The organism is Streptomyces sp. NPDC027189, from assembly GCF_055566975.1.
In genome coordinates this window covers 11,347-30,637 of sequence record NZ_JBVHRI010000042.1, presented here as the reverse complement: position 1 = coordinate 30,637, position 19,291 = coordinate 11,347, and the positions used below count along the sequence as shown (strand labels likewise).

Annotated in this window: 18 protein-coding genes; 10 read left to right on the top strand and 8 right to left on the bottom strand. The window is 71.1% G+C overall.

Annotated features, from left to right (window positions below):
- Positions 1-67: 67 nt before the first annotated feature.
- Positions 68-532 (bottom strand): ATP-binding protein, encoded by a 465-nt coding sequence (locus ACZ4RZ_RS46690; RefSeq protein WP_467753673.1) that lies wholly within the window; start codon positions 530-532, stop codon positions 68-70.
- A gap of 368 nt (positions 533-900) precedes the next feature.
- Complete coding sequence (locus tag ACZ4RZ_RS46685; protein WP_467753672.1) at positions 901-1,866, bottom strand: pirin family protein; 966 nt, start codon at positions 1,864-1,866, stop codon at positions 901-903.
- Positions 1,867-2,043: 177 nt separating this feature from the next.
- On the opposite strand from ACZ4RZ_RS46685, the gene ACZ4RZ_RS46680 reads away from it, so the two are divergent.
- From ACZ4RZ_RS46680 to ACZ4RZ_RS46670, 3 genes are all read left to right on the top strand, one after another.
- A complete protein-coding gene (locus tag ACZ4RZ_RS46680) occupies positions 2,044-2,559 on the top strand; it encodes a MarR family winged helix-turn-helix transcriptional regulator (RefSeq protein ID WP_467753671.1) in 516 nt (171 codons plus the stop codon).
- On the top strand, positions 2,556-2,996 hold the full coding sequence (locus ACZ4RZ_RS46675) for a MarR family winged helix-turn-helix transcriptional regulator (protein WP_467753669.1): 441 nt from the start codon (positions 2,556-2,558) through the stop codon (positions 2,994-2,996). Before ACZ4RZ_RS46680 ends, ACZ4RZ_RS46675 begins: the two co-directional genes overlap by 4 nt.
- 68 nt (positions 2,997-3,064) lie before the next feature.
- Positions 3,065-3,412: a tetratricopeptide repeat protein gene (locus ACZ4RZ_RS46670; protein WP_467753668.1), complete on the top strand. Its 348-nt coding sequence runs from the start codon at positions 3,065-3,067 to the stop codon at positions 3,410-3,412.
- An 87-nt stretch (positions 3,413-3,499) separates the two neighbouring features.
- On the opposite strand, the gene ACZ4RZ_RS46665 is transcribed toward ACZ4RZ_RS46670, so the two are convergent.
- A complete protein-coding gene (locus tag ACZ4RZ_RS46665) occupies positions 3,500-4,906 on the bottom strand; it encodes a PepSY-associated TM helix domain-containing protein (protein WP_467753695.1) in 1,407 nt (468 codons plus the stop codon).
- Between the two features lie 204 nt (positions 4,907-5,110).
- On the opposite strand from ACZ4RZ_RS46665, the gene ACZ4RZ_RS46660 reads away from it, so the two are divergent.
- The gene (locus ACZ4RZ_RS46660; protein ID WP_467753667.1) at positions 5,111-5,767 is read left to right on the top strand and encodes a peptide deformylase; all 657 of its coding nucleotides are present in this window, start codon (positions 5,111-5,113) and stop codon (positions 5,765-5,767) included.
- 199 nt (positions 5,768-5,966) lie between these two features.
- Complete coding sequence (locus ACZ4RZ_RS46655) at positions 5,967-7,553, top strand: ABC-F family ATP-binding cassette domain-containing protein (protein ID WP_467753666.1); 1,587 nt, start codon at positions 5,967-5,969, stop codon at positions 7,551-7,553.
- A 48-nt stretch (positions 7,554-7,601) separates the two neighbouring features.
- Here the strand turns inward: ACZ4RZ_RS46655 and ACZ4RZ_RS46650 are convergent, their stop codons facing one another.
- Positions 7,602-9,035 (bottom strand): dihydrolipoyl dehydrogenase family protein, encoded by a 1,434-nt coding sequence (locus ACZ4RZ_RS46650; RefSeq protein ID WP_467753665.1) that lies wholly within the window; start codon positions 9,033-9,035, stop codon positions 7,602-7,604.
- A gap of 120 nt (positions 9,036-9,155) precedes the next feature.
- On the opposite strand from ACZ4RZ_RS46650, the gene trxA reads away from it, so the two are divergent.
- Entirely contained in the window at positions 9,156-9,536 is a 381-nt protein-coding gene (trxA, locus tag ACZ4RZ_RS46645; RefSeq protein WP_467753664.1) for a thioredoxin, read from the top strand.
- 15 nt (positions 9,537-9,551) lie between these two features.
- On the opposite strand, the gene ACZ4RZ_RS46640 is transcribed toward trxA, so the two are convergent.
- From ACZ4RZ_RS46640 to ACZ4RZ_RS46630, 3 genes are all read right to left on the bottom strand, one after another.
- Positions 9,552-10,988 carry an aldehyde dehydrogenase family protein gene (locus ACZ4RZ_RS46640; RefSeq protein ID WP_467753663.1) on the bottom strand — a complete coding sequence of 479 codons (1,437 nt, stop codon included), beginning with the start codon at positions 10,986-10,988 and terminating at the stop codon, positions 9,552-9,554.
- An 82-nt stretch (positions 10,989-11,070) separates the two neighbouring features.
- A complete protein-coding gene (locus ACZ4RZ_RS46635) occupies positions 11,071-12,249 on the bottom strand; it encodes a 4-hydroxybenzoate 3-monooxygenase (RefSeq protein ID WP_467753662.1) in 1,179 nt (392 codons plus the stop codon).
- 48 nt (positions 12,250-12,297) lie between these two features.
- A complete protein-coding gene (locus ACZ4RZ_RS46630) occupies positions 12,298-13,332 on the bottom strand; it encodes a LacI family DNA-binding transcriptional regulator (protein WP_467753661.1) in 1,035 nt (344 codons plus the stop codon).
- A gap of 160 nt (positions 13,333-13,492) precedes the next feature.
- Between ACZ4RZ_RS46630 and ACZ4RZ_RS46625 the strand changes: the two genes are divergently transcribed.
- A complete protein-coding gene (locus ACZ4RZ_RS46625) occupies positions 13,493-14,926 on the top strand; it encodes an amidase (protein ID WP_467753660.1) in 1,434 nt (477 codons plus the stop codon).
- 49 nt (positions 14,927-14,975) lie between these two features.
- Here the strand turns inward: ACZ4RZ_RS46625 and ACZ4RZ_RS46620 are convergent, their stop codons facing one another.
- Positions 14,976-16,058 carry an aldo/keto reductase gene (locus ACZ4RZ_RS46620; protein ID WP_467753659.1) on the bottom strand — a complete coding sequence of 361 codons (1,083 nt, stop codon included), beginning with the start codon at positions 16,056-16,058 and terminating at the stop codon, positions 14,976-14,978.
- 154 nt (positions 16,059-16,212) lie between these two features.
- Here ACZ4RZ_RS46620 and ACZ4RZ_RS46615 point away from each other — a divergent pair, with 154 nt between their 5' ends.
- The 3 genes from ACZ4RZ_RS46615 to ACZ4RZ_RS46605 all read left to right on the top strand — a co-directional run bounded on the left by ACZ4RZ_RS46615 (position 16,213) and on the right by ACZ4RZ_RS46605 (position 19,159).
- A complete protein-coding gene (locus ACZ4RZ_RS46615) occupies positions 16,213-17,130 on the top strand; it encodes an AraC family transcriptional regulator (RefSeq protein ID WP_467753658.1) in 918 nt (305 codons plus the stop codon).
- Between the two features lie 85 nt (positions 17,131-17,215).
- Entirely contained in the window at positions 17,216-17,440 is a 225-nt protein-coding gene (locus ACZ4RZ_RS46610) for a hypothetical protein (RefSeq protein ID WP_388863577.1), read from the top strand.
- 228 nt (positions 17,441-17,668) lie between these two features.
- The gene (locus tag ACZ4RZ_RS46605; protein ID WP_467753657.1) at positions 17,669-19,159 is read left to right on the top strand and encodes an SPFH domain-containing protein; all 1,491 of its coding nucleotides are present in this window, start codon (positions 17,669-17,671) and stop codon (positions 19,157-19,159) included.
- The last annotated feature ends 132 nt before the right edge of the window (positions 19,160-19,291 follow it).

The following is a 19,291-nucleotide window of genomic DNA, read 5'->3' as shown; positions in this document are numbered from 1 at the left end:
GAGGTAGTGACGGCGGCCGTGCCAATTCTTGGTGGCCGCCGTCGGAAGCGGCCTGTTCGTAAACCGCTCAGGCCGCTTGATGCTCAACTCGTGGATGCACATCGGCTATTGGTACAGCTTCCGCGACAGCCAGGTGGGCGCTGCCTGCACAGGTGACGACCGCCCTCTCAGTAGGCACGTCGCACTGCGAGGACGTCAAAGTTGCGGTCTGCTTCGTAGAGGTGGGGATTGCCAGTTCGAACCAAGTGATCTTCCCCGCTGTGCAGGGATTCGACCCCCACTCTGTTGCCAATGCCGCGACGAGGAATAGGCCGCGCCCATGCTCGTCCGTGGACAGTGCCTGTGGCGGAGCCACCGAGGTGGGGTCGGCATCAGTGACTTCCACGCGGAGCCGCTCTCCGGTCCACCGTACACACACGACACACGCGGCCTTCGTGTACGTGACCGAGTTCGCGACCAGTTCCCCGGTGAGCAGCTTCAAATGGCGGTCCGCCCAAGGGGTGAGTACGGCAGCAGCGGCACGCCGGGGCATTGGGGGATTCCCACAAAGCCCCCTCGTCACGTACTTCTCCTCCCCTTCGTCGCCCAGGCACTTGGTGGCGCCTTGCCCCAGCACAAGTCACCGAAGTCAGCATCGGCCTGGCCTATACGCGAGCGGCAGCTCCGGGGCGGGCGCTCCAACAGCTGCGGCACCAACGCAATGGTGCTGACGCCCCGTCAGGAAAGTCGGCATTGGGTCAGCATCAGGCTGACTAAACCCGCCTACAGATGGCCAGACATGAGAACGTAGCGTTGTCCGTCGCTGGACTCCTCAGGTGCGATCACCCCTCGGGAGAACGGGGTGTCGAGCGGGGACAGCCGCGTCCCGCGAGAGGCTTGCCCGAGAGTTGCAACCCCAGGTCAGCGCACCCTTCCGCGCGGTTTCAGTGGCACGGGCGGAAGTTCAGGAGCAGACAGTGGGTCACCGTCGTACCCCTTCACTTCGCCGAAGCGCGAGCCCGTCATCCAGTCCTGGCGTGCCTGTGCGATGTCCTCCTGGGTGCGGCCGATGAAGTTCCACCACATGATCAGCTCCTCCTCGAAGGGCTCGCCGCCCAGGAGCATGAGGCCCGCGTCCGACTCGGCGCGCAGGGGGAGTTCGGTGCGGCCGCAGCCGAGGTAGAGCATCGAGCCGGGGAGCACCGGTACGCCGTCGACGTGGGCCTCGCCGGACATGGACAGGACGGCGTACTCGAAGTCGGGCTCCAGCGGCAGTCGTACGTCGGTGCCGCTCGCCAGGGCCAGGTCGGCGCCGACGATCGGGGTGTACGTCGTACCGGGCGACGCGGTGCCGTCGACGGTGCCCAGGAGGAGCGTGGCCTTGAGGCCGGGAGCCGTGACGACGGGCAGTTCGGCGTGGTGCTCGAAGTGCGGGTCGGTGTGGCGGTGGCCGTCCGGGAGGGCGACCCAGAGCTGCGCGCCGTGCAGGAAGCGGGCGTGCGACTTGGGGCTCTCCTCGGAGTGGCTGATGGCCCGGCCCGAGGTCATGAGGCCCAGCTGGCGCGGGCGGATCGTCTGCAGGCTGCCCATGGAGTCACGGTGCAGCACCTCGCCCTCGTGCAGCCAGCTGACGGTCTGCAGGCCCATGTGCGGGTGCGGCGGGACCTGCATGCCGGGCTCGTCGGCGATGTCGTCGGGCCCGTAGTGATCGACGAAGCACCAGGCGCCGACCATGCGACGGCCCAGGTTGGGCAGCAGACGGCGGACTTCAGTGGACTCGCCGAGCTTGACCCGGCGGGGGCTGAGGAGTTCGCGCACCGGCTCGGCCACCACGAAACCGCGGCCGCCACAGAGGGCGGGAACCGCCTCGCGATCAAGATTGCTCATGGCACCCAACCTAACCCCGTCGGGGACCCTCCGTCAGTCCATCGACCCGCCCATTGAGGGGCACTTGACTCAGAACAGACGCGGTCCTACGACCTCGGTCCCAGGTGTGTAGGCCGTTGGGCGGACCGGCCCCAGAAATAGTAGCCATGAATATAGTAGCCATGTACTGTTTCTTGCATGAGTTCGGTGACATCGGTATCCGAGAACGCGACACCCGGTTTCCTGGTCTGGCGCCTGTCGATGAAATGGCGCGTGGCCGTCGACCGGGCCCTCGCCCCGTTGGGCCTGACGCACGCGCAGTACTCGCTGGTGGCGTCGCTGTACGGCATGCACCGGGACGGGCGCCGGCCCAGTCAGCGTCAGCTGGCCGACCACACCGGACTCGAAGCGCTCTACGTGTCGAAGCTGGCCCGCGCCCTGGAGTCGGCCGGCCTTGTCGACCGCACCCGGGATCCCGCGGACCCCCGGGCGGTCCAGTTGACCCTCACGGCGGAGGGGCGCGAGATCGCCCGCCGTGCGATCCGGGTGGTCCAGGGCCTTCTGGACCAGCTTCTCGAACCCCTCGGCGGGCTCGACGGCGAGCGCACGAAGGCGTTCAGCCACGAGCTGGCCGCGCTGCTCGACGTACCACTCGATCCACCGTCACAGACGACATATTCCACGAGCGAGCACTCCGAGAAGGAGCAGTCATGACCACCACCACTCCCCCCGTCAACGGCCAGGTCATAGGCCTGGCCCACTACGCGAGCCGCGCCGCATTGGAGACCGTGCTGGCCCGCACCGGAACCACCTTCAACCAGTCGGTGGCCCTCAGGGCCGTCTCGGACAACGGCGGGACCGTCGAGCGCGACTGGCTCGTCGGCCGGCTGACCGGCGCGCTGAAGATCGAGGAGGCGGCGGCCCGGGAGACCGTCGACGAGATGACGGTCCTCAAGCAGCTGGAGGAGCCGAGGGCCGGGCAGGTGTCGCTCACGGACAGCGGCCGCGAGCTGTTCGAGGCGATCCGCGCCGGCGGCAACGAGATCGCGGCCCGGCTGTACGCGGGCATCCCCGCCGAGGACCTGGCGACCGCGGGCCGCGTGCTGACCCTCGTCACAGCTCGGGCCAACGCGGAGCCGGCCGGGGCATAACCGAACCCACGAGGTCGTGGAATATTCAACCAATGCATCCCGTTGTGGCCCGTCGAAGGAGGTCAGCAGTGGAAACGACGTACTACGACCACGGAACGGCCGCGGAGCGCTGGGAGCGGGCGCGGATGTTCTTCGACGCCAAGGACTACGCCGCCGCGGCGCGGATTCTGGACGGGCTGGTCGAGGAGGTGCCGGAGCAGGTCGGACCCCGGCTGCTGCTGGCGCGCTCCTACTACCACTCGGCTCAGCTGCGCCGCGCCGAGACGGAGTTGCGTGTGCTCGTGGAGCTCGACCCGGTCGAGCACTACGCCCGGCTGATGCTGGGGCGCACGCTGCAACGCCAGGGGCGGCACGACGAGGCGGAGTCGCACATCCGCATCGCCTCGGCACTCGCGGGCGACTTCGCCCAGGTGTGATCCCACCGTTCAGGGCCCCTTCGGGGGTGGGCCGGTCACTTCGGTGACCGGCCTTTGTCCGTCTCCGTCCGGCGTTCGCGTGTCCGATCAAGCTGTCTGGCCGCCGTAGGTGCGCTTCCCCTTCCGGTACGCGATCTCGCCGAGCAGCACGTCCACGGCGATGAACACCGCCAGCGGGATGCCGAGCAGCGGGACGAAGTAGCCGAGGGCCGCGACGGCCGCCATCGCCGGGACGAGGATCTGCGGCGGAACCTGTTGCCAGGCGCCGCGCGGGATGGGCCGCCCGAACGCGGAGGCGCGGCCGCGCTGCCACCACATGCGGTAGCCCCACACGATGAGCAGGATCAGCGAGAGGGCGAGGGCCATCAGGGCGATCTGGTTGACCAGGCCGAAGAGGGTGCCGGTGTGGGCGTCGATGCCCCAGCGGGTCAACTTGGCGAGCAGCGGGTAGTCGGCGAAGCGGAGTTCGTCGGTGACCTTGCCGGTCGCCGGCTCGACGGCCACCGAGTCCTGCTTCTCGGGCCAGCTGCGCTGGATCTGCTTGACGACGTACGCGGAGTCGGCGTCGGCGGGCGCGACGATCTCGACGGGGTCGCCGAGGCCCTTGCCACGGGCGGCCGCGAGGATGCTGTCGATGTCGAGGGCGATGTCCCGTGCCGTGGCGTCACCGGCCCCCGAGCCGGCGTGGCCCGCGTGCTCGCCGCCCGTCGCCGCCGACACCGAGGGGGTCGCCTGTCCCAGTGAGGTCCTGAGGGTGTCGATGTTCGCGCCGGCATACGTCGACCACGTCAGACCGGTCGCCGAGAGGAAGAGGAACCCCGCGGCCGCCCAGACGCCGACCGTGCCGTGCAGCCCCAGGGTGCGACGTCGCCCGCTGGTGCCGCGCACCTTGCGCCGGGAGCGGCGGCGGCCGAACCACAGTACGAGGCCACCGCCCGCGATCACCCACAGCCAGCTCGCGGCGAGTTCACTGTAGAGCCGGCCGTTCTCGCCCAGCTGCAGATTGGCGTGGAGCCCGTCGATCCAGGTGCGCAGAGGCAGCGCGCCGGTGGAGCCGTACTGCTCGAGGGCTCCGCGCACCTTCCCGGTGTACGGGTCCACGAAGACCGCGAGCGTGTGGTCGGCGCCGACGCCGGGGACACCGGAGAGCAGCACACGAGTGGTCGCGTCCGCCTCCGGTGAGGGGCGTACGGCCGAGACCGTGCCCTCGGGGTGGGCCTCGCGGGCGGCGGCCACCTGCTCGGACAACGCCAGTTTGTGCTCGCCGACGGGGACGGTCAGCTCGTGGGAGTACACGATCTTCTCGGCCTGGAACGAGGCGGCGTACAGAAAGCCGGTCGCGGCGGCGACCAGCAGGAACGGGGCGACGAGCAGTCCGGCGTAGAAGTGCAGGCGCAGGACCAGGGGGCGCATCGGGGACCAGGCTCTTCGGGACGGCGCGGGAGCGACGGACTGCGGGGACTCGTCCGTCGTGGTCGAGGGAGCGGTGGGCATGGGGCGGGTTCTCCGGTCGGGCAGGGGACGGAAACGGGCCGTGGGCCGGGGAGTTGGGTTCCCCTCGCCGGTGGCGGTCCAGTAGTCGGGGTGCCGCGGCGCCCAGTTCCCGGGCAGAGACGTGGCGTGCGTCACATGCGGGAAGATGCGGGACTCGCCTGGCTCCGCCTCGCTCAGCGGGATCCGTGTTGGCATCCTGGCGCGATGGCATCCGAACGTGACCCCAGCACCTCACGCCCCCTGAGCGACCAGGTCGAGGAACTCCTCGCCCACGAAGGCCCGTTGCCGATCGTCGCCGCCGGTGACCCGGTGCTGCGCCGACCGGCCGAGCCCTTCGACGGCCAGCTGGACCCGGGGCTGCTGACCCGCTTCGTCGCCGCCTTGCGCGCGACGATGCACGCGGCACCGGGCGTCGGCCTCGCGGCGCCGCAGGTCGGCGTACCGCTGCGGCTGGCCGTCATCGAGGACCCGGCTCCGGTGTCCGAGGAGGTACGGCTGGCACGCGGGCGGGTGCCGCAGCCGTTCCGGGTGCTGGTCAATCCGTCGTACGAGGGTGTCGGCGCGGGTCGGGCCGCGTTCTTCGAGGGCTGTCTGAGCGTTCCGGGCTGGCAGGCGGTGGTGGCCCGGCACGCCGAGGTGCGGCTGAGCGCGCTGGACGAGCACGGCCGCGCGGTCGACGAGGTGTTCACCGGCTGGCCCGCGCGCATCGTCCAGCACGAGACGGATCACCTGGACGGCATGCTCTACCTCGACCGCGCGGAGCCGCGTTCCCTGTCCTCGAACCAGGCGATGGCCGAGCGCTGGAACCAGCCGACGCCGGAGCGGGCGGCCGAGGCCCTGGGGTTCAAGCTGCCCGATTGAACCGGCGGACGCCGGAGCCCGGCATGAGGTGACGCACGAAGGGGGCCGACGGCTCGCACCGGCGAGAAATTCCGTCGCGCCCGAGCGAGCCCCTCGCTAGCCTGACCGCATGTCTACGCCCCGCATCTCTTAGCTCAAGGACCCGCTTCCACGCCACTCGTGTGTCCTTTTGCTGATTGATTCCCCGGAGCGTATTCCCATGATCACTGTTCGCGGTGTCGACGTGCGCGTGGGCGCCCGTCTGCTGCTGTCCGACATCTCCTTCCACGTCTCCCCCGGCGACCGCATCGGCCTGGTCGGCCGCAACGGCGCGGGCAAGACCACCCTCCTGAACACCCTGGCCGGACAGGCGCGGCCGGCCGCCGGTTCCATCTCCCTTACGGGGGCGCTCGGTTATCTGCCGCAGGACCCCCGCGCGGCCGATCCGACGGTCACGGTCAGCGACCGGATTCTGTCGGCGCGGGGCCTGGACGAGGCCGTACGCGCGCTGCGCGTGACCGAGGCCGCGATGGCCGACGGATCCGAGCGGGCGATGAACGCCTATGTGCGCGCGGAGGCCGGGTTCCAGGCGCGTGGCGGGTACGCGGCCGAGGCGGAGGCGGCCCGGGTCGCCGCGGGCCTCGGGCTGCCGACGCGGGTCATGGACCAGCCGGTCGGCACCCTGTCCGGCGGTCAGCGCCGCCGTGTCGAGCTGGCCCGCATCCTGTTCGCGGACCACGGCACCCTGCTGCTGGACGAGCCGACGAACCATCTGGACGCCGACTCGATCGCCTGGCTGCGCGGCTTCTTGACGAACCATCAGGCGGGACTCGTGCTCATCAGCCACGACACCTCGCTGCTGGCCGACGTCGTCAACCGTGTCTTCCACCTCGACCCGCGGAGGGCCACGCTCGACGTCCACAACACGGGCTGGCAGGCCTACCTCACCCAGCGGGACGCCGACGAGCGCCGCCGCTCCCGGGAGCGGGCCAATGCCGAGCGCAAGGCGGCAGCGCTGCACGCCCAGGCGGACAGGATGCGCGCGTATGTGTCGACGGCCGTGGCGGCCAAGAACATGGCGCGCCGCGCCGACCGCATGCTCGCCGGGCTCGAACCGGTCCGGCGGACGGAGAAGGTGGCCAGGATCCGGCTGCCCGAGCCCGCCCCCTGCGGGCGGATGCCGCTCGGCGCGGTGAGCCTGACCAAGTCGTACGGGGATCTCCGCGTCCTCAGCGGAGTCGATCTGGCCGTCGACCGGGGCAGCCGGCTGGTGATCCTCGGCCTGAACGGCTCGGGCAAGACCACGCTGCTGCGGCTCCTGGCCGGCCACGACACCCCGGACAGCGGGCGTGTGGTGCACGGCCATGGGCTGCGCCTCGGCTACTTCGCCCAGGAGCACGACACGCTGGACCCCGCCGACACGGTCCGCGGCCACCTGGCTGCCACGGCGCCGCACCTCACCGACGGCGAGGTGCGGCGGGTGCTCGGCTCGTTCCTGTTCACCGGCGACGACGCCGACAAGCGCGTCGGCGTCCTGTCCGGGGGCGAGAAGACCCGGCTCGCCCTGGCGGGTCTGGTGCACTCGGGCGCGAACGTGCTGCTCCTGGACGAGCCCACCAACAACCTCGACCCGGTCTCCCGGGCCGAGGTGCTGGCCGCGGTGGGCAGCTATCCGGGCGCGATCGTCATGGTCACCCATGACGAGGGCGCCATCGAGGCCCTGCGTCCTGACCGGGTGCTGTTGCTCCCGGACGCGGACGAGGACCTGCGGAGCGAGGAGTATCTGGAGCTCGTGTCGCTGGCCTGACGCCGAGGGTGCCGCCGACCGCGGCGGCACCCGGTCGTCGCGGGTCGGCTACGCGTCCCGGTACGCCTCCAGCAGCCGCAGCCACACCTCGCTCACCGTCGGATAGGAAGGGACGGCGTGCCACAGGCGGCTGATCGGCACCTCGCCGGCGACCGCGATGGACGCCGAGTGGATCAGTTCGCCCACCCCGGGGCCCACGAGGGTGAATCCGAGAATGATCTCGCGGTTGATGTCGACGACCATGCGGGCCTTGCCTCGGTAGCCGTCCGCGTACAGGCCCGCGCCCGCCACCGAGGACATGTCGACGTCCACGGCCCGGACACGGTGGCCGGCCTGTTCCGCCTCGGCGAGCGAGAGGCCCACAGCGGCGGCCTCCGGGTCGGTGAAGACGACCTGTGGGACGGCCGCGTGGTCGGCGGTCGCCGCGTGCGCGCCCCAGGGATCGCTCTCCAGGAGGGGTACTCCCGCGGCGCGGGCGGCGATGGCGGCGCCCGCGATCCGGGCCTGGTACTTGCCCTGGTGGGTCAGGAGCGCGCGGTGGTTGACGTCGCCGACCGCGTACAGCCACTCGCTGCCGACGACCCGGAGGCTGTCGTCGACGTCGAGCCACGAACCCGGCTCCAGGCCGATCGTGTCGAGGCCGATGTCGTCGGTGTGCGGCACGCGGCCGGTGGCGAAGAGGATCTCGTCGGCCTCGATGCGGTCGCCGGTGTTCGTCAGGGCCACCACGGTCGAGCCCTGGCGGGTCACCGCGGTCACCGAAGTGCCGGTGCGCACATCCGCGCCCGCCTCCTGCAGTGCCTCGGCGACCAGTTCCCCGGCGAAGGGTTCCATGCGGGGCAGCAGCCCCTTGCCGCGGACGAGGACGGTGACCTGGGAGCCGAAGGCCTGCCAGGCCGTGGCCATCTCGGTGGCGACCACACCACCGCCCACCACGATCAGCCGCCCGGGCGCGGCGTGCGCGCTGGTGGCCTCGCGGCTGGTCCAGGGCTTGATCTGAGCGAGCCCCGGCAGGTCGGGGAGCTGGGCACGGGTGCCGGTGCACACGGCGACAGCGTGCCGGGCGGTCAGCCGGTGCCGCTCGCCGTCCGGTCCTTCGACGGTCACCGTGCGGGGCCGGTCGAGCCGTCCGTGTCCGCGGTACAGGACGGCTCCGATGCCGTTCAGCCAGTCGACCTGGCCGTCGTCCTTCCAGTGGGAGGTGTAGTAGTCGCGGTGGGCGAGGACCGCGGGGACGTCGAGGGGGCCCTGCACGGCCTGGCTGAGCCCGGGCACACGGCGGGCGTCGGCGCGGGCGATGACCGGGCGCAGCAGGGCCTTGCTGGGCATACAGGCCCAGTACGAGCACTCGCCGCCGACCAACTCGCTCTCCACGACCGCGGTGGAGAGGCCGGCCGCGCGGGCGCGGTCGGCCACGTTCTCCCCCACGGGCCCGGCACCGAGCACCACGACGTCGTAGGCGATGGATTCCGTTTCCGTCATGGGGCCAGTCTGGTTGCTGGTGTGCGCGGTGGCCACACGGGTACGTGCGCGGAATACGCCCCCGACGGGCGGCGTTGTGGAAACCGGCATGACCCGGACGCGAGGAAGAGGGAAATACACATGAGCAGCACCGTGGAGCTCACCAAGGAGAACTTCGACCAGACGGTCACGGACAACGAGTTCGTCCTGATCGACTTCTGGGCGTCCTGGTGCGGGCCGTGCCGTCAGTTCGCCCCCGTCTACGAGAAGGCGGCGGAGGCCAACCCCGACCTGGTGTTCGCCAAGGTCGACACGGAGGCCCAGCCGGAACTGGCCGCGGCCTTCGACATCCAGTCGATCCCGACGCTGATGATCGTCCGCGACCAGGTCGCCATCTTCGCCCAGCCCGGAGCACTGCCCGAGGCCGCCCTGGAGGACGTCATCGGGCAGGCCCGGAAGCTGGACATGGACGAGGTCCGCAAGTCCATCGCGGCGCAGCAGCCTCAGCAGGCCGGCGAGTAGGACCCGCTCCGCGGATCAGAACGGGTACGCCGGCACATCCCCGCGCACCGTCGTCCAGCGCATGTCGGTGAAGGCCTCCAGGTTGGCCTCACCGCCGAAGCGGGCGCCGGTGCCGGAGGCGGCGATCCCGCCGAAGGGCGCGACAGCCTCGTCGTTGACGGTCTGGTCGTTGATGTGCGCGATACCGGTGGGGATGCGCTCGGCGAGGTCGAGGCCGCGGGCAGTGTCCCGGGTCACGATGCCCAGCGAGAGACCGTACGGTCCCGCCGAGGCGAGGGCCGCGGCCTCGTCGAGGGCGCTGAACGAACGGACCGGCGCGACCGGCCCGAAGACCTCCTCCGCGTACGCGGGAGTCGTGTCGTCGACTCCCGCGATGACCGTCGGGCGGTAGAACAGCTTCTCGTGCGTGCCGCCCGCGGCCAGCTTGGCCCCGCGTGCCGTGCTGGCCTCCACCAGCCCCTGGATCTTGGCGAGTTGGGCGCTGTCGATGATCGGCCCGAGGTGCACCTGCTCGCGGTACGGGTCGCCGACGGCGAGGGAGTCGGCCTTGGCGGCGAGCCGCTCGACGTACTCCTCGTAGAGGGAGGCGTGCACGAGGTGGCGTCCCGTCGTCATGCAGATCTGCCCCTGGTGGAAGAAGGAGCCCCAGGCCGCCGTGGAGATCACCGCGTCGAGGTCGGCGTCCTCCAGGATGATCAGGGCGGAGTTTCCGCCCAACTCCAGATGCGCGCGCTTGAGATGACGGCCCGCCGCCTCACCGACCGCGCGTCCGGCGGCAGTCGATCCGGTGAAGGAGATCACCGGCACCAGCGGGTCGGCGACCAGTGCCTGGCCGGTCTCGGGGCCGCCGGGCAGGACGTGCAGCAGCCCCTCCGGAAGGCCCGCCTCGGCGAAGACGGCGGCGAGCGCGAGGCCGCCGCACACCGCGGTGCGCGGGTCCGGCTTCAGCACGACGCCGTTGCCGAGCGCCAGCGCAGGGGCCACCGAGCGGATCGAGAGGATCAGCGGGGCGTTGAAGGGGGCGATCACGCCGACGACGCCGACCGGGACGCGCCGCGTGTACGACAGGCGCGGCGCCTCGGACGGCAGGACCTGGCCCGTCGGACGCGAGACCAGCGCGGCCGCCTCGTAGCACTCCTGGGCGGCGACGTGCAGTTCGAAGTCGGCCTTGCCCGGGATGGATCCGGACTCGCGCACGATCCAGTCGCGCAGTTCGTCGGCGTGCGCGGCGAAGAGGTCCCCCGCCTTGCGCAGGACGGCGGCGCGGACGAAGTGCGGGGCCCTGGCCCACTCGGCCTGGGCGGCGCGGGCGTCCCGCGCGGCGGTCGCGACGTCCTCGGCGGCGGCAAGCGTGACGGCGCCGAGCGACTCGCCGGTGGCGGGCTCGGTGACGGCGTACTCACCGCCCGAGAGGGTGCGGGACTGCCAGGTCTTGGGGTCGAGCAGCGGCATGACGGCTCTCCGATCGATCACTGATCACCAGCGGGACTCGGCACGGTCATGAGCTTGAGCGAGCTCACACACCTCGTCGAGCTCATAACGCGAGCGGAAGTCCCGTGTAGTTCGCGGCGAGTTCGGCTGCCGCGTGACGGGATGCCGTGATCCGGCGCAGCCGTGCGAGCTGCATCCGACGGTCGAAGGCATCCCCATCTGGTTGAGCGTGCAACATCCTAGTCATGTCGTACGAGAAACGCGTGGCCTGCCACACCCGCTCCAGGCACAACTCCGAGTAGTGGTCGAGGAGTTGCGTCGATCCCGTGCGGTGGAACTCGGCGAAGCAGCGGGCCAGGACCCGTACGTCGGACACGGCCAGGTTGAGACCCTTGGCGCCCGTCGGCGGCACGATGTGCGCGGCGTCCCCGGCCAGGAACAGCCGGCCGTGGCACATCGGCTCGTGGACACAACTGCGCATCGGCGTCACGGACTTGGAGGTGATGAGGCCGCGATCCAGCCGCCAGTCGCCGTCGATCGCGAAGCGCGCGGAGAGTTCGTCCCAGATGCGCTCGTCGGGCCAGTCCTCGACGTCCGTGCCGTTGGGGACCTGCAGGTACAGCCGGGACACCGTCGGCGAGCGCATGCTGTGCAACGCGAAGCCGCCCGGGCCACGGGCGTAGATCAACTCCTCGCAGGAGGGCGGCACATCGGCCAGGATCCCGAGCCATGAGTAGGGATAGTCGTGCGCGTACGTGCGGCTCACCTCGGCCGGGAAGGCGCCCTGCGCGATGCCGTGGGAACCGTCGCAACCCACCACGTAGTCGCAGCTCAGCGTCTGCTCGCGGCCCTCGTGCACGAATCGCACGACGGGCGCCTCGCTCTCGGGCTTCTCGACGGCGAGTGCCTCGGCCTCGAACAACAGCGGCGGCCCCTCGGCGAGTTGGAGGGCGACCAAGTCCTTCACGATCTCGGTCTGGGCGTAGATCGTGACGGTGCGGCCGCCGGTGAGCACCGGGAAGTCGATGCGGTGGCGCTCGCGCTCGAAGCGCAGCTCGATGCCGTGGTGGATCAGTCCCTCGGCGTCCAGACGTTCGGCGGCGGCGCACTCGCGCAGCGCGTTCACCGTGCCCTGCTCCAGCATTCCCGCGCGCTGGCGCTGCTCGACGTACGCCCGGGACCTGCTCTCCAGGACGACGCAGTCGATTCCCGTCCGGTGCAGCAGCCGGGCCAGCAGCAGCCCGGCCGGGCCGCCGCCGATGATGCCGACCGTGGTCCGCATGGCGCGCCTCCCGTCTCCGATCCGGCCGGGGACCAGGTACAGCCTCTCTCAGCTCGAGTCGCGATGCACGACCCGCGCGCCCAGCACCTCGTGCGTCTCGGGCGCCGCGCCGGTTTCCCGCACCGCGCGGTCGACCAGCTCGGCGAGGTCGCGCCCGGACGGCAGCTCGATGTGGACGGTGCTCAGGCGGGGCCGCAGCAGTCGGCCGAGCATCAGGTCGTCCGCGCCGATGACGGCCGTGTCGTCCGGGATGCCGATGCCCTCGTCCTGCAGGGCACGCATCAGCAGCATCGCGTACTCGTCGTTGTACGCGAACACGGCGTCGAGGTCGAGGGAGCGCCAGCAGGCCGCGAGACGGGCGGCGGCCTCCTCCTCGTAGGCCAGCGGCAGCTCGGTCACCGACGCGTCCGTACCGTGCAGGGCGCGGCGTACGCCTTCGAGGCGGGGCTTGGAGAAGATCTCCAGGCCCGCTTCCTCGGGCACCACGACACCGATGCGGCGGCGGCCGCGGGCCACGAGGTGGGCGCCCGCGCAGTGGCCGACCCGGTCGTGGTCCATGAGCAGCGCGTGTGCGCCCTCCACGCGCTCGGGGCCCATCGTGACGACGGCCCGGGCGCCGGAGCGCTTGAGGACGGCCACGCCCTGTGGGCCGAGCCCGCTGCCGGGCACCAGGACGGCGACCGGGCGCAGCTCCGCCCAGACGCGGGCCGCCTCGTCACCGTGCAGGCCGACGCTGCCGTACTGCACGACGGTGTAGTCGAGGCGGCTGAGAGCCCACTGGAGCTCGTTGAAGAACTGGCTGTAGAGAGGACCCACGGGCACGGACGGCGCCGGCATCAGGACCATGCGGCTGTGCCCGGCGCGCAGGCTGCGGGCGGCCGCGTGCGGGACGTACCCGAGCTCCTTGGCGGCCTCGTGGACGCGGCGGCGAGTGGGTTCGCTGATCCGGACGGCGCTGGTGTTGTTCAGGACGTACGAGACGGTCGCGCGCGAGACGCCCGCGAGGCGGGCCACATCGGCACTCGTCGGCACGGGTCGTTGTGCGGGCGACGGCGGGGCGGACTGCTTCGGTATCTGCACCATGACGTATCGCATCCTTGCAGAAGCACGGCGCGCCGCTTTGTGCCGGGGGAGCCTCGGGGCCCCGGGACGGCGGAACTCCCGCTTCCGCAAGGGAAGTTCCGCTTCCCGTATCGGATACGCCTTCCGGAGGTTACCGTTCGGTAGACGACGTGCTTCGGAGGTGTCCCGGATGGCTCCCGACCGTGCCACAGGTCTGGCGGAGTGTGCTCGCTCGCTCGCCGAGGGTGAGGTGACCGCGCGCGAGGTGGTCGAGCGGACGCTGGCCCGGATCGAGGCGACCCAGCCCACCCTGAACGCCTTCCGGCTGGTGCGCGCCGAGGCGGCGCTCGCCGAGGCCGACGCAGCGGACAAGGAGCTGGCCGCGGGCGGGCGGCGACCGCTGCTCGGGGTCCCGGTTGCGGTGAAGGACGACATGGACGTGGCGGGCGAGCCGACCGCGTTCGGCTGCCCGGGCGACTTCCCGCCCCAGGCGGAGGACGGTGAGGCCGTACGCCGGCTGAGGGCGGCCAGAGCCATCGTCATCGGCAAGACCAACACCTGCGAGCTCGGCCAGTGGCCCTTCACCGAGGGGCCCGCCTTCGGCGCCACCCGCAATCCCTGGCACCACGACCACACCCCGGGCGGCTCGTCCGGGGGCTCCGCGGCGGCGGTCGCGGCGGGGCTCGTCCCGGCGGCGCTGGGCTCGGACGGCGCGGGCTCGGTGCGCATTCCGGCCTCCTGGACGCACCTCATCGGGATCAAGCCGCAGCGCGGCCGGATCTCGACCTGGCCGCGCCCGGAGTCCTTCCAGGGCATCACGGTCAACGGAACGCTCGCCCGCACGGTTGCCGACGCGGCCCTGCTGCTGGACACGGCGAGTGGCAACCACGACGGCGATCTGCACCGCCCGGACGCGCTGTGTGTGTCCGACGCGGTGGGCCGCGACCCGGGCCGGCTGCGGATCGCGCTGTCGCTGAAACCGCCGTTCACCGCGCTGCCCGCGCGGCTCGACCCACTCGTGCGGGCGAAGGTCCTCGCGCTCGCGGAGCGGCTCGCGGCGCTCGGGCACGAGGTGGAGGAGGCGGAGCCGCGGTACGGGCAGATCGGGCTCACCTTCATCCCGCGCGCGACCGTCGGCCTCGCCGAGCGGGTGCGCGACGTGCCGTTCCCGGATCTCCTCGACCGGCGCACCCGCGACGCCGCCCGCCTCGGCCGGCTGCTCGGCGGCGCGCCCCTGCGGGCGGCCCGCCGGGCCGAGGCCACGCTGCACCGCCGGATCGGCGCGCTCTTCGACACCTACGATGTGCTGCTGGCGCCGACGACCGCCGCTCCCCCGCCACGGATCGGCTCGATGGTGAACCTCGGCGGCCTCGGCACCGACCGGGCCATGATCGCCGCGTGCCCGTACGCCTGGCCGTGGAACATCCTCGGGTGGCCCGGTGTGAACGTGCCCGCGGGTTTCGTGGGCGACAGGCTGCCCGTCGGCGCCCAACTGCTCGGACCGGCGAACAGCGAGCAGCTTCTGGTGTCGCTGGCCGCCCAGTTGGAGGCGGACCGGCGCTGGCACGAACTGTGGCCACCGCACGAGGCCCCGGCGAACTCTCCGGCGGCGTAAGCGCGTTCCAGCCCTGCGACGGACAACAGCCTGAGTCCTGCCGGCACCCTCAGTAACGGACGGCGCTCTGCAGCAGCGGCGGATACACGGTGGACGTCTCACCGTCGACGGTGGCGCCCGCGAACTGCAGCATCGCCCGCAGTTCGCCGTGCATCGGCGCCGGATAGCCCAGGGTCGGAGCCGAGACCTCGTCCAGCATGTGGAGGTGTTCGGGGGTGAGCACCACCTCCAGGCCGGCGAGGTTGTCGGCCAGGTGTTCCACCCGCCGGGCGCCGACGATGGGCACCACGGTGCCCTCGCGGGCCCGGAGCCAGGCCAGCGACACCGCCGCGGACGTGGTGCCGAGTTCGTCGGCGATCGCGGCGACGGTGTCGATGACCCGGAACTCGTCCTCCCCGGGGCCGCCGACGAACGCGGTGCGGGCGGAGTCCGCGACGTGGGTGTCGCGCCGGTACTTGCCGGACAGGAAGCCGTTCTTCAGCGGGCTCCAGGGAACCAGCGCCATGCCCTGATCCAGCGCGAGCGGCCCGAGTTCGCCCTCGACGGTGCGCGCCAGCAGCGAGTACTCGACCTGGAGCGCGATCAGCGGGGTCCATCCCTTCAGCAGCGCGGTGGTCTGGGCCTGGGCGGTGACCCAGCCCGGCGTGTTGGAGAACCCGATGTAGCGGATCTTTCCGGCCCGGACCAGGTCGTCGAGGGTGCGCAGCGTCTCCTCGATCGGAGTGTTCCGGTCCCAATTGTGCAGCCAGTACAGGTCCAGATAGTCGGTACGCAGGCGGCGCAGGGTCTCGTCGAGCTGGGCGATGATCGACGAGCGGCCCGCACCGCCGCCGTTGGGGTCGCCGGGGAAGAGGTTGCCGAAGAACTTCGACGCCAGCACCACGTGATCGCGCCGGCCGGGACGGGCGGCGAACCAGTCGCCGAGGATCTTCTCCGAGTGGCCATTGGTGTAGAAGTTCGCGGTGTCGATGAAGTTCCCGCCGAGGTCCACATAGGTCCCCAGGATCCTCTCCGACTCCGCGACGCTGCATCCGGCACCTCCGGGATCCTCGCCGAAGGTCATCGCGCCGAGCGCGAACGGGCTGACCCGCAGCCCCGAGCGGCCGAGGGTGACGTAGTGATCGAGTGGCATGTCTGTGGCTCCTGCCGTGGGTCGGGGTGGTCATCCCATCGAAGCGCCAGACGGGTGCACAGCGGTAGACCGATCCGCGCGAGCTCTTGCACAATCCTCTCGACTTCGCCCCGATCGGGCTTGCGCAGCCGTGTCGCGGATGCTTCCGTGAGGTATGCGCAGCACCCCCGACCTCCTGGACGAGATCCGCGGCATCATCGCGGCCCATGCCCGACCGGACCTGCAGACGTCGATCGGCGGGCTGCTGCTGTCCAAGGTGGAGACGGAGGAGCCGGACCATTCGCTGACCGAGCCGCTGCTGGTCGTCATGGCTCAGGGCGGCAAGCGTCTCCTGCTCGGCGACGACGTGTTCGAGTACCGGGCGGGGCAGTGCCTCGTGGTCACCGCCGACCTGCCCGTCACCGGCCATTTCCTCGACGCCACCCCACAAGTCCCGTCGCTGGCCGCGGGGTTGGTGCTGCGCCCGGCCGCCATCGCCCCGCTGCTGCTGGAGGTCCCGGCCGGACGGTGGTCACGCAGCACGGCAGGCTCGCCCGCGATCGCGACCGGCGAGGCCGGCCCCGAGCTGCTCGACGCGCTGGCCCGTATGCTCCGACTGCTCGACCAGCCCATGGACGCCCATGTACTCGCCCCGCTGATCGAGCGGGAGATCCTCTGGCGGCTGCTCACCGGCCCGCACGGCGGCATGATCCGCCAGATCGGCCTGGCCGACAGCGGCCTGTCCCACATCAGGCGGGCCATCCGGTGGATCCGCGACAACTACGCCGAACCGATGCGGATCGAGGACCTCGCTCGGCTGGCAGGGATGAGCACGTCCGCGTTCCACCGGCACTTCCGCGCCGTCACGACCATGAGCCCCCTGCAGTTCCAAAAACGCATCCGCCTGCAGGAAGCCCGCTCGCTGCTGGTCGCCCGCCCGAACGACGTCGCCGGCGTCGGACATCTCGTCGGCTACGACAGCCCCTCACAATTCAGCCGCGAATACCGCCGCCTGTTCGGCGCCCCACCCGGCCATGACGCCACGCGCCTGCGCGCGGACAGCCACCCGCACGACATCCGACACCTGCCCTGAGGACCGCAGCCGACCGTCGACGAGGGCTGACGCACCGTCATTACCGACGCGGGCAGGGACTCACCGTGTTGCCGGTCGTTAGTCTGTGACCATGGACGATGCGTCGATGGTCGGGTTGATGGGGCGGGTGACCGGCACGGTCGGACCCGGGCTCGTCGGCGAGGTGATCGTCCGGGTGCGCGGCGGCGCCGAGCACTTCCTCGCGTATCCCGCGTCCGCGAAGGACCGCATCGAGCGGGGCACGGTCGTGATGGTGGTGGAGTATCTGCCCCCGCGGACCGTCTACGTCTCTGCGGCGTACGACAGTTGACGACCCGTCTGTGCGCGGTGCGGCGGGCGTACGACAGTTGACGGCCCGTCTGCGCGCGGTCCGGCGGGCGTACGACAGTTGACAGCTCGTCTGTGCGGGTCCCGTCCCAGGTGAGAGCCGTCCGCGTCAAGATTGCAACAAGGATCCGTCAGCGTCTGGATACCGGCCTTGCGCAGGAGCACACTCCCGTTCGTTCGGTGCCGATAGGGCACCATGCAAAGGGGGCGTATGCCGATGGTTGTCGGCGTCGTGGCGGGGGCGGTTGTCCTCGCACTGATCTTCATCGTTGTGGTCTTCAAGCTCATGTGGCGCGTCGCGGAGCCCAACGAAGCACTGATCATCTCCGGTTCGAAACATCGGACCGAAGGCCTCGAAGAGGGCATGGGATTCCGCATCGTGACGGGGCGCGGCACGCTGGTGCTGCCGGGCGTGCAGGCGGTGCGCAAGATCTCGCTCGACCTCAACGAGACCGAGCTGCACGTGGACTGCGTGACACACCAGGGCATTCCGCTCAAGGTGCGGGGTGTGGTCATCTTCAAGGTGGGCGACGACTTCGTGTCGATCGCCAACGCGGGCCGCCGCTTCCTCGACCAGCAGAAGCTGATGGCGGAGCGGGTGCACAACGTGTTCGCCGGTCATCTGCGGTCCATCGTCGGCGGGTTGACCGTCGAGGACATGATCCGCGACCGCGAGAAGCTGACCGGCCAGACCCGGGCCGCGTGCGGTACGGAGATGGAGAAGCTCGGCCTGATCGTCGACTCGCTGCAGATCCACGAGATCGAGGACCCGACCGGGTACATCAAGAACCTCGCCATGCCGCACGCCGCCGCCGTCCAGCGGGACGCGCGCATCGCACAGGCCGAGGCCAATCGTCTCGCCACCGAGGCCGAGCAGCAGGCCGCGGCACGGATGTCGGAGGCCACCCGGGACAGCGAGATCCTGCAGGCCGGTTACCAGGCCGAGCGGGACAAGGCGGCCGCCAAGGCCCAGCAGGCCGGACCGCTCGCCTTCGCGGCCGCCCAGCAGGACGTCGTCGTTCAGGAGACGCGCGTCGCCGAACTCGAGGCGCACCGCCGTGAGCAGCAGCTCCAGGCGGACGTCCGTAAGCCCGCGGACGCCAAGGCGTACGAGATCCGCGCGCGGGCCGAGGCCGAGCGTGATGCCCGGATCTCGGGCGCGCAGGCCAAGGCACGGGAGACCGAGCTCGCGGCCGCGGCCGAGGCGACCAGGGTCACGACAGCCGCCAACGCCGAGGCCGAGGCGACCAAGGCCCGGGGTGCGGCCGCCGCGACGGCGACCCGCGCCACGGGTGAGGCCGAGGCCGCCGCCGCTCAGGCCAAGGGTCTGGCCGAGGCCGAGGCGACGCGTGCGCAGGGTCTGGCGGAGGCCGAGGCCATCAAGGCGCGGGCCGCCGCCCTCGCCGAGAACCAGGAGGCCGTGGTCGCCCAGCAACTCGCCGAGAACTGGCCGGAGATCGTCCAGGCGGGCGCGAGCGCGTTCGGCAACGTCGAGCACATGGTGCTGCTCAACGGCGCCGACGGCATGTCGGACATGTTCGCCAAGGCGCTCACCATGGGCGGCACGGGCCTGGGCCTGGCACGCCAGTTGCTCGCGTCGATGAACCAGAACGGGGCGGCGGGCAACGGCACGCCGGCCGGGCTCAACGGGTTCGTACCGCCACGTACGGAGAAGGTGCCGGTGGCGGAGGACGAGGGGTGAACAGCTGACGAGGCGTGAACACCCGACGAGGGTGAACAGCTGAGGTGTAAGGCTTCGGGCGTACAGGAGTTGATCTCCGTACGCCCGAAGTCGCGTGTGCACGGCCCTGGTCGGCGGGCCGTCGAACACACG

Coding starts and splice junctions, on each gene's coding strand:
- ACZ4RZ_RS46690 (WP_467753673.1), bottom strand. CDS start 532: ATGCCCCGGCGTGCCGCTGCTGCCGTACTCACCCCTTGGGCGGACCGC.
- ACZ4RZ_RS46650 (WP_467753665.1), bottom strand. CDS start 9,035: ATGACGGAAACGGAATCCATCGCCTACGACGTCGTGGTGCTCGGTGCC.
- trxA (WP_467753664.1), top strand. CDS start 9,156: ATGAGCAGCACCGTGGAGCTCACCAAGGAGAACTTCGACCAGACGGTC.
- ACZ4RZ_RS46655 (WP_467753666.1), top strand. CDS start 5,967: ATGATCACTGTTCGCGGTGTCGACGTGCGCGTGGGCGCCCGTCTGCTG.
- ACZ4RZ_RS46685 (WP_467753672.1), bottom strand. CDS start 1,866: ATGAGCAATCTTGATCGCGAGGCGGTTCCCGCCCTCTGTGGCGGCCGC.
- ACZ4RZ_RS46635 (WP_467753662.1), bottom strand. CDS start 12,249: ATGCGGACCACGGTCGGCATCATCGGCGGCGGCCCGGCCGGGCTGCTG.
- ACZ4RZ_RS46630 (WP_467753661.1), bottom strand. CDS start 13,332: ATGGTGCAGATACCGAAGCAGTCCGCCCCGCCGTCGCCCGCACAACGA.
- ACZ4RZ_RS46675 (WP_467753669.1), top strand. CDS start 2,556: ATGACCACCACCACTCCCCCCGTCAACGGCCAGGTCATAGGCCTGGCC.
- ACZ4RZ_RS46680 (WP_467753671.1), top strand. CDS start 2,044: ATGAGTTCGGTGACATCGGTATCCGAGAACGCGACACCCGGTTTCCTG.
- ACZ4RZ_RS46640 (WP_467753663.1), bottom strand. CDS start 10,988: ATGCCGCTGCTCGACCCCAAGACCTGGCAGTCCCGCACCCTCTCGGGC.
- ACZ4RZ_RS46660 (WP_467753667.1), top strand. CDS start 5,111: ATGGCATCCGAACGTGACCCCAGCACCTCACGCCCCCTGAGCGACCAG.
- ACZ4RZ_RS46665 (WP_467753695.1), bottom strand. CDS start 4,906: ATGCCCACCGCTCCCTCGACCACGACGGACGAGTCCCCGCAGTCCGTC.
- ACZ4RZ_RS46620 (WP_467753659.1), bottom strand. CDS start 16,058: ATGCCACTCGATCACTACGTCACCCTCGGCCGCTCGGGGCTGCGGGTC.
- ACZ4RZ_RS46615 (WP_467753658.1), top strand. CDS start 16,213: ATGCGCAGCACCCCCGACCTCCTGGACGAGATCCGCGGCATCATCGCG.
- ACZ4RZ_RS46605 (WP_467753657.1), top strand. CDS start 17,669: ATGCCGATGGTTGTCGGCGTCGTGGCGGGGGCGGTTGTCCTCGCACTG.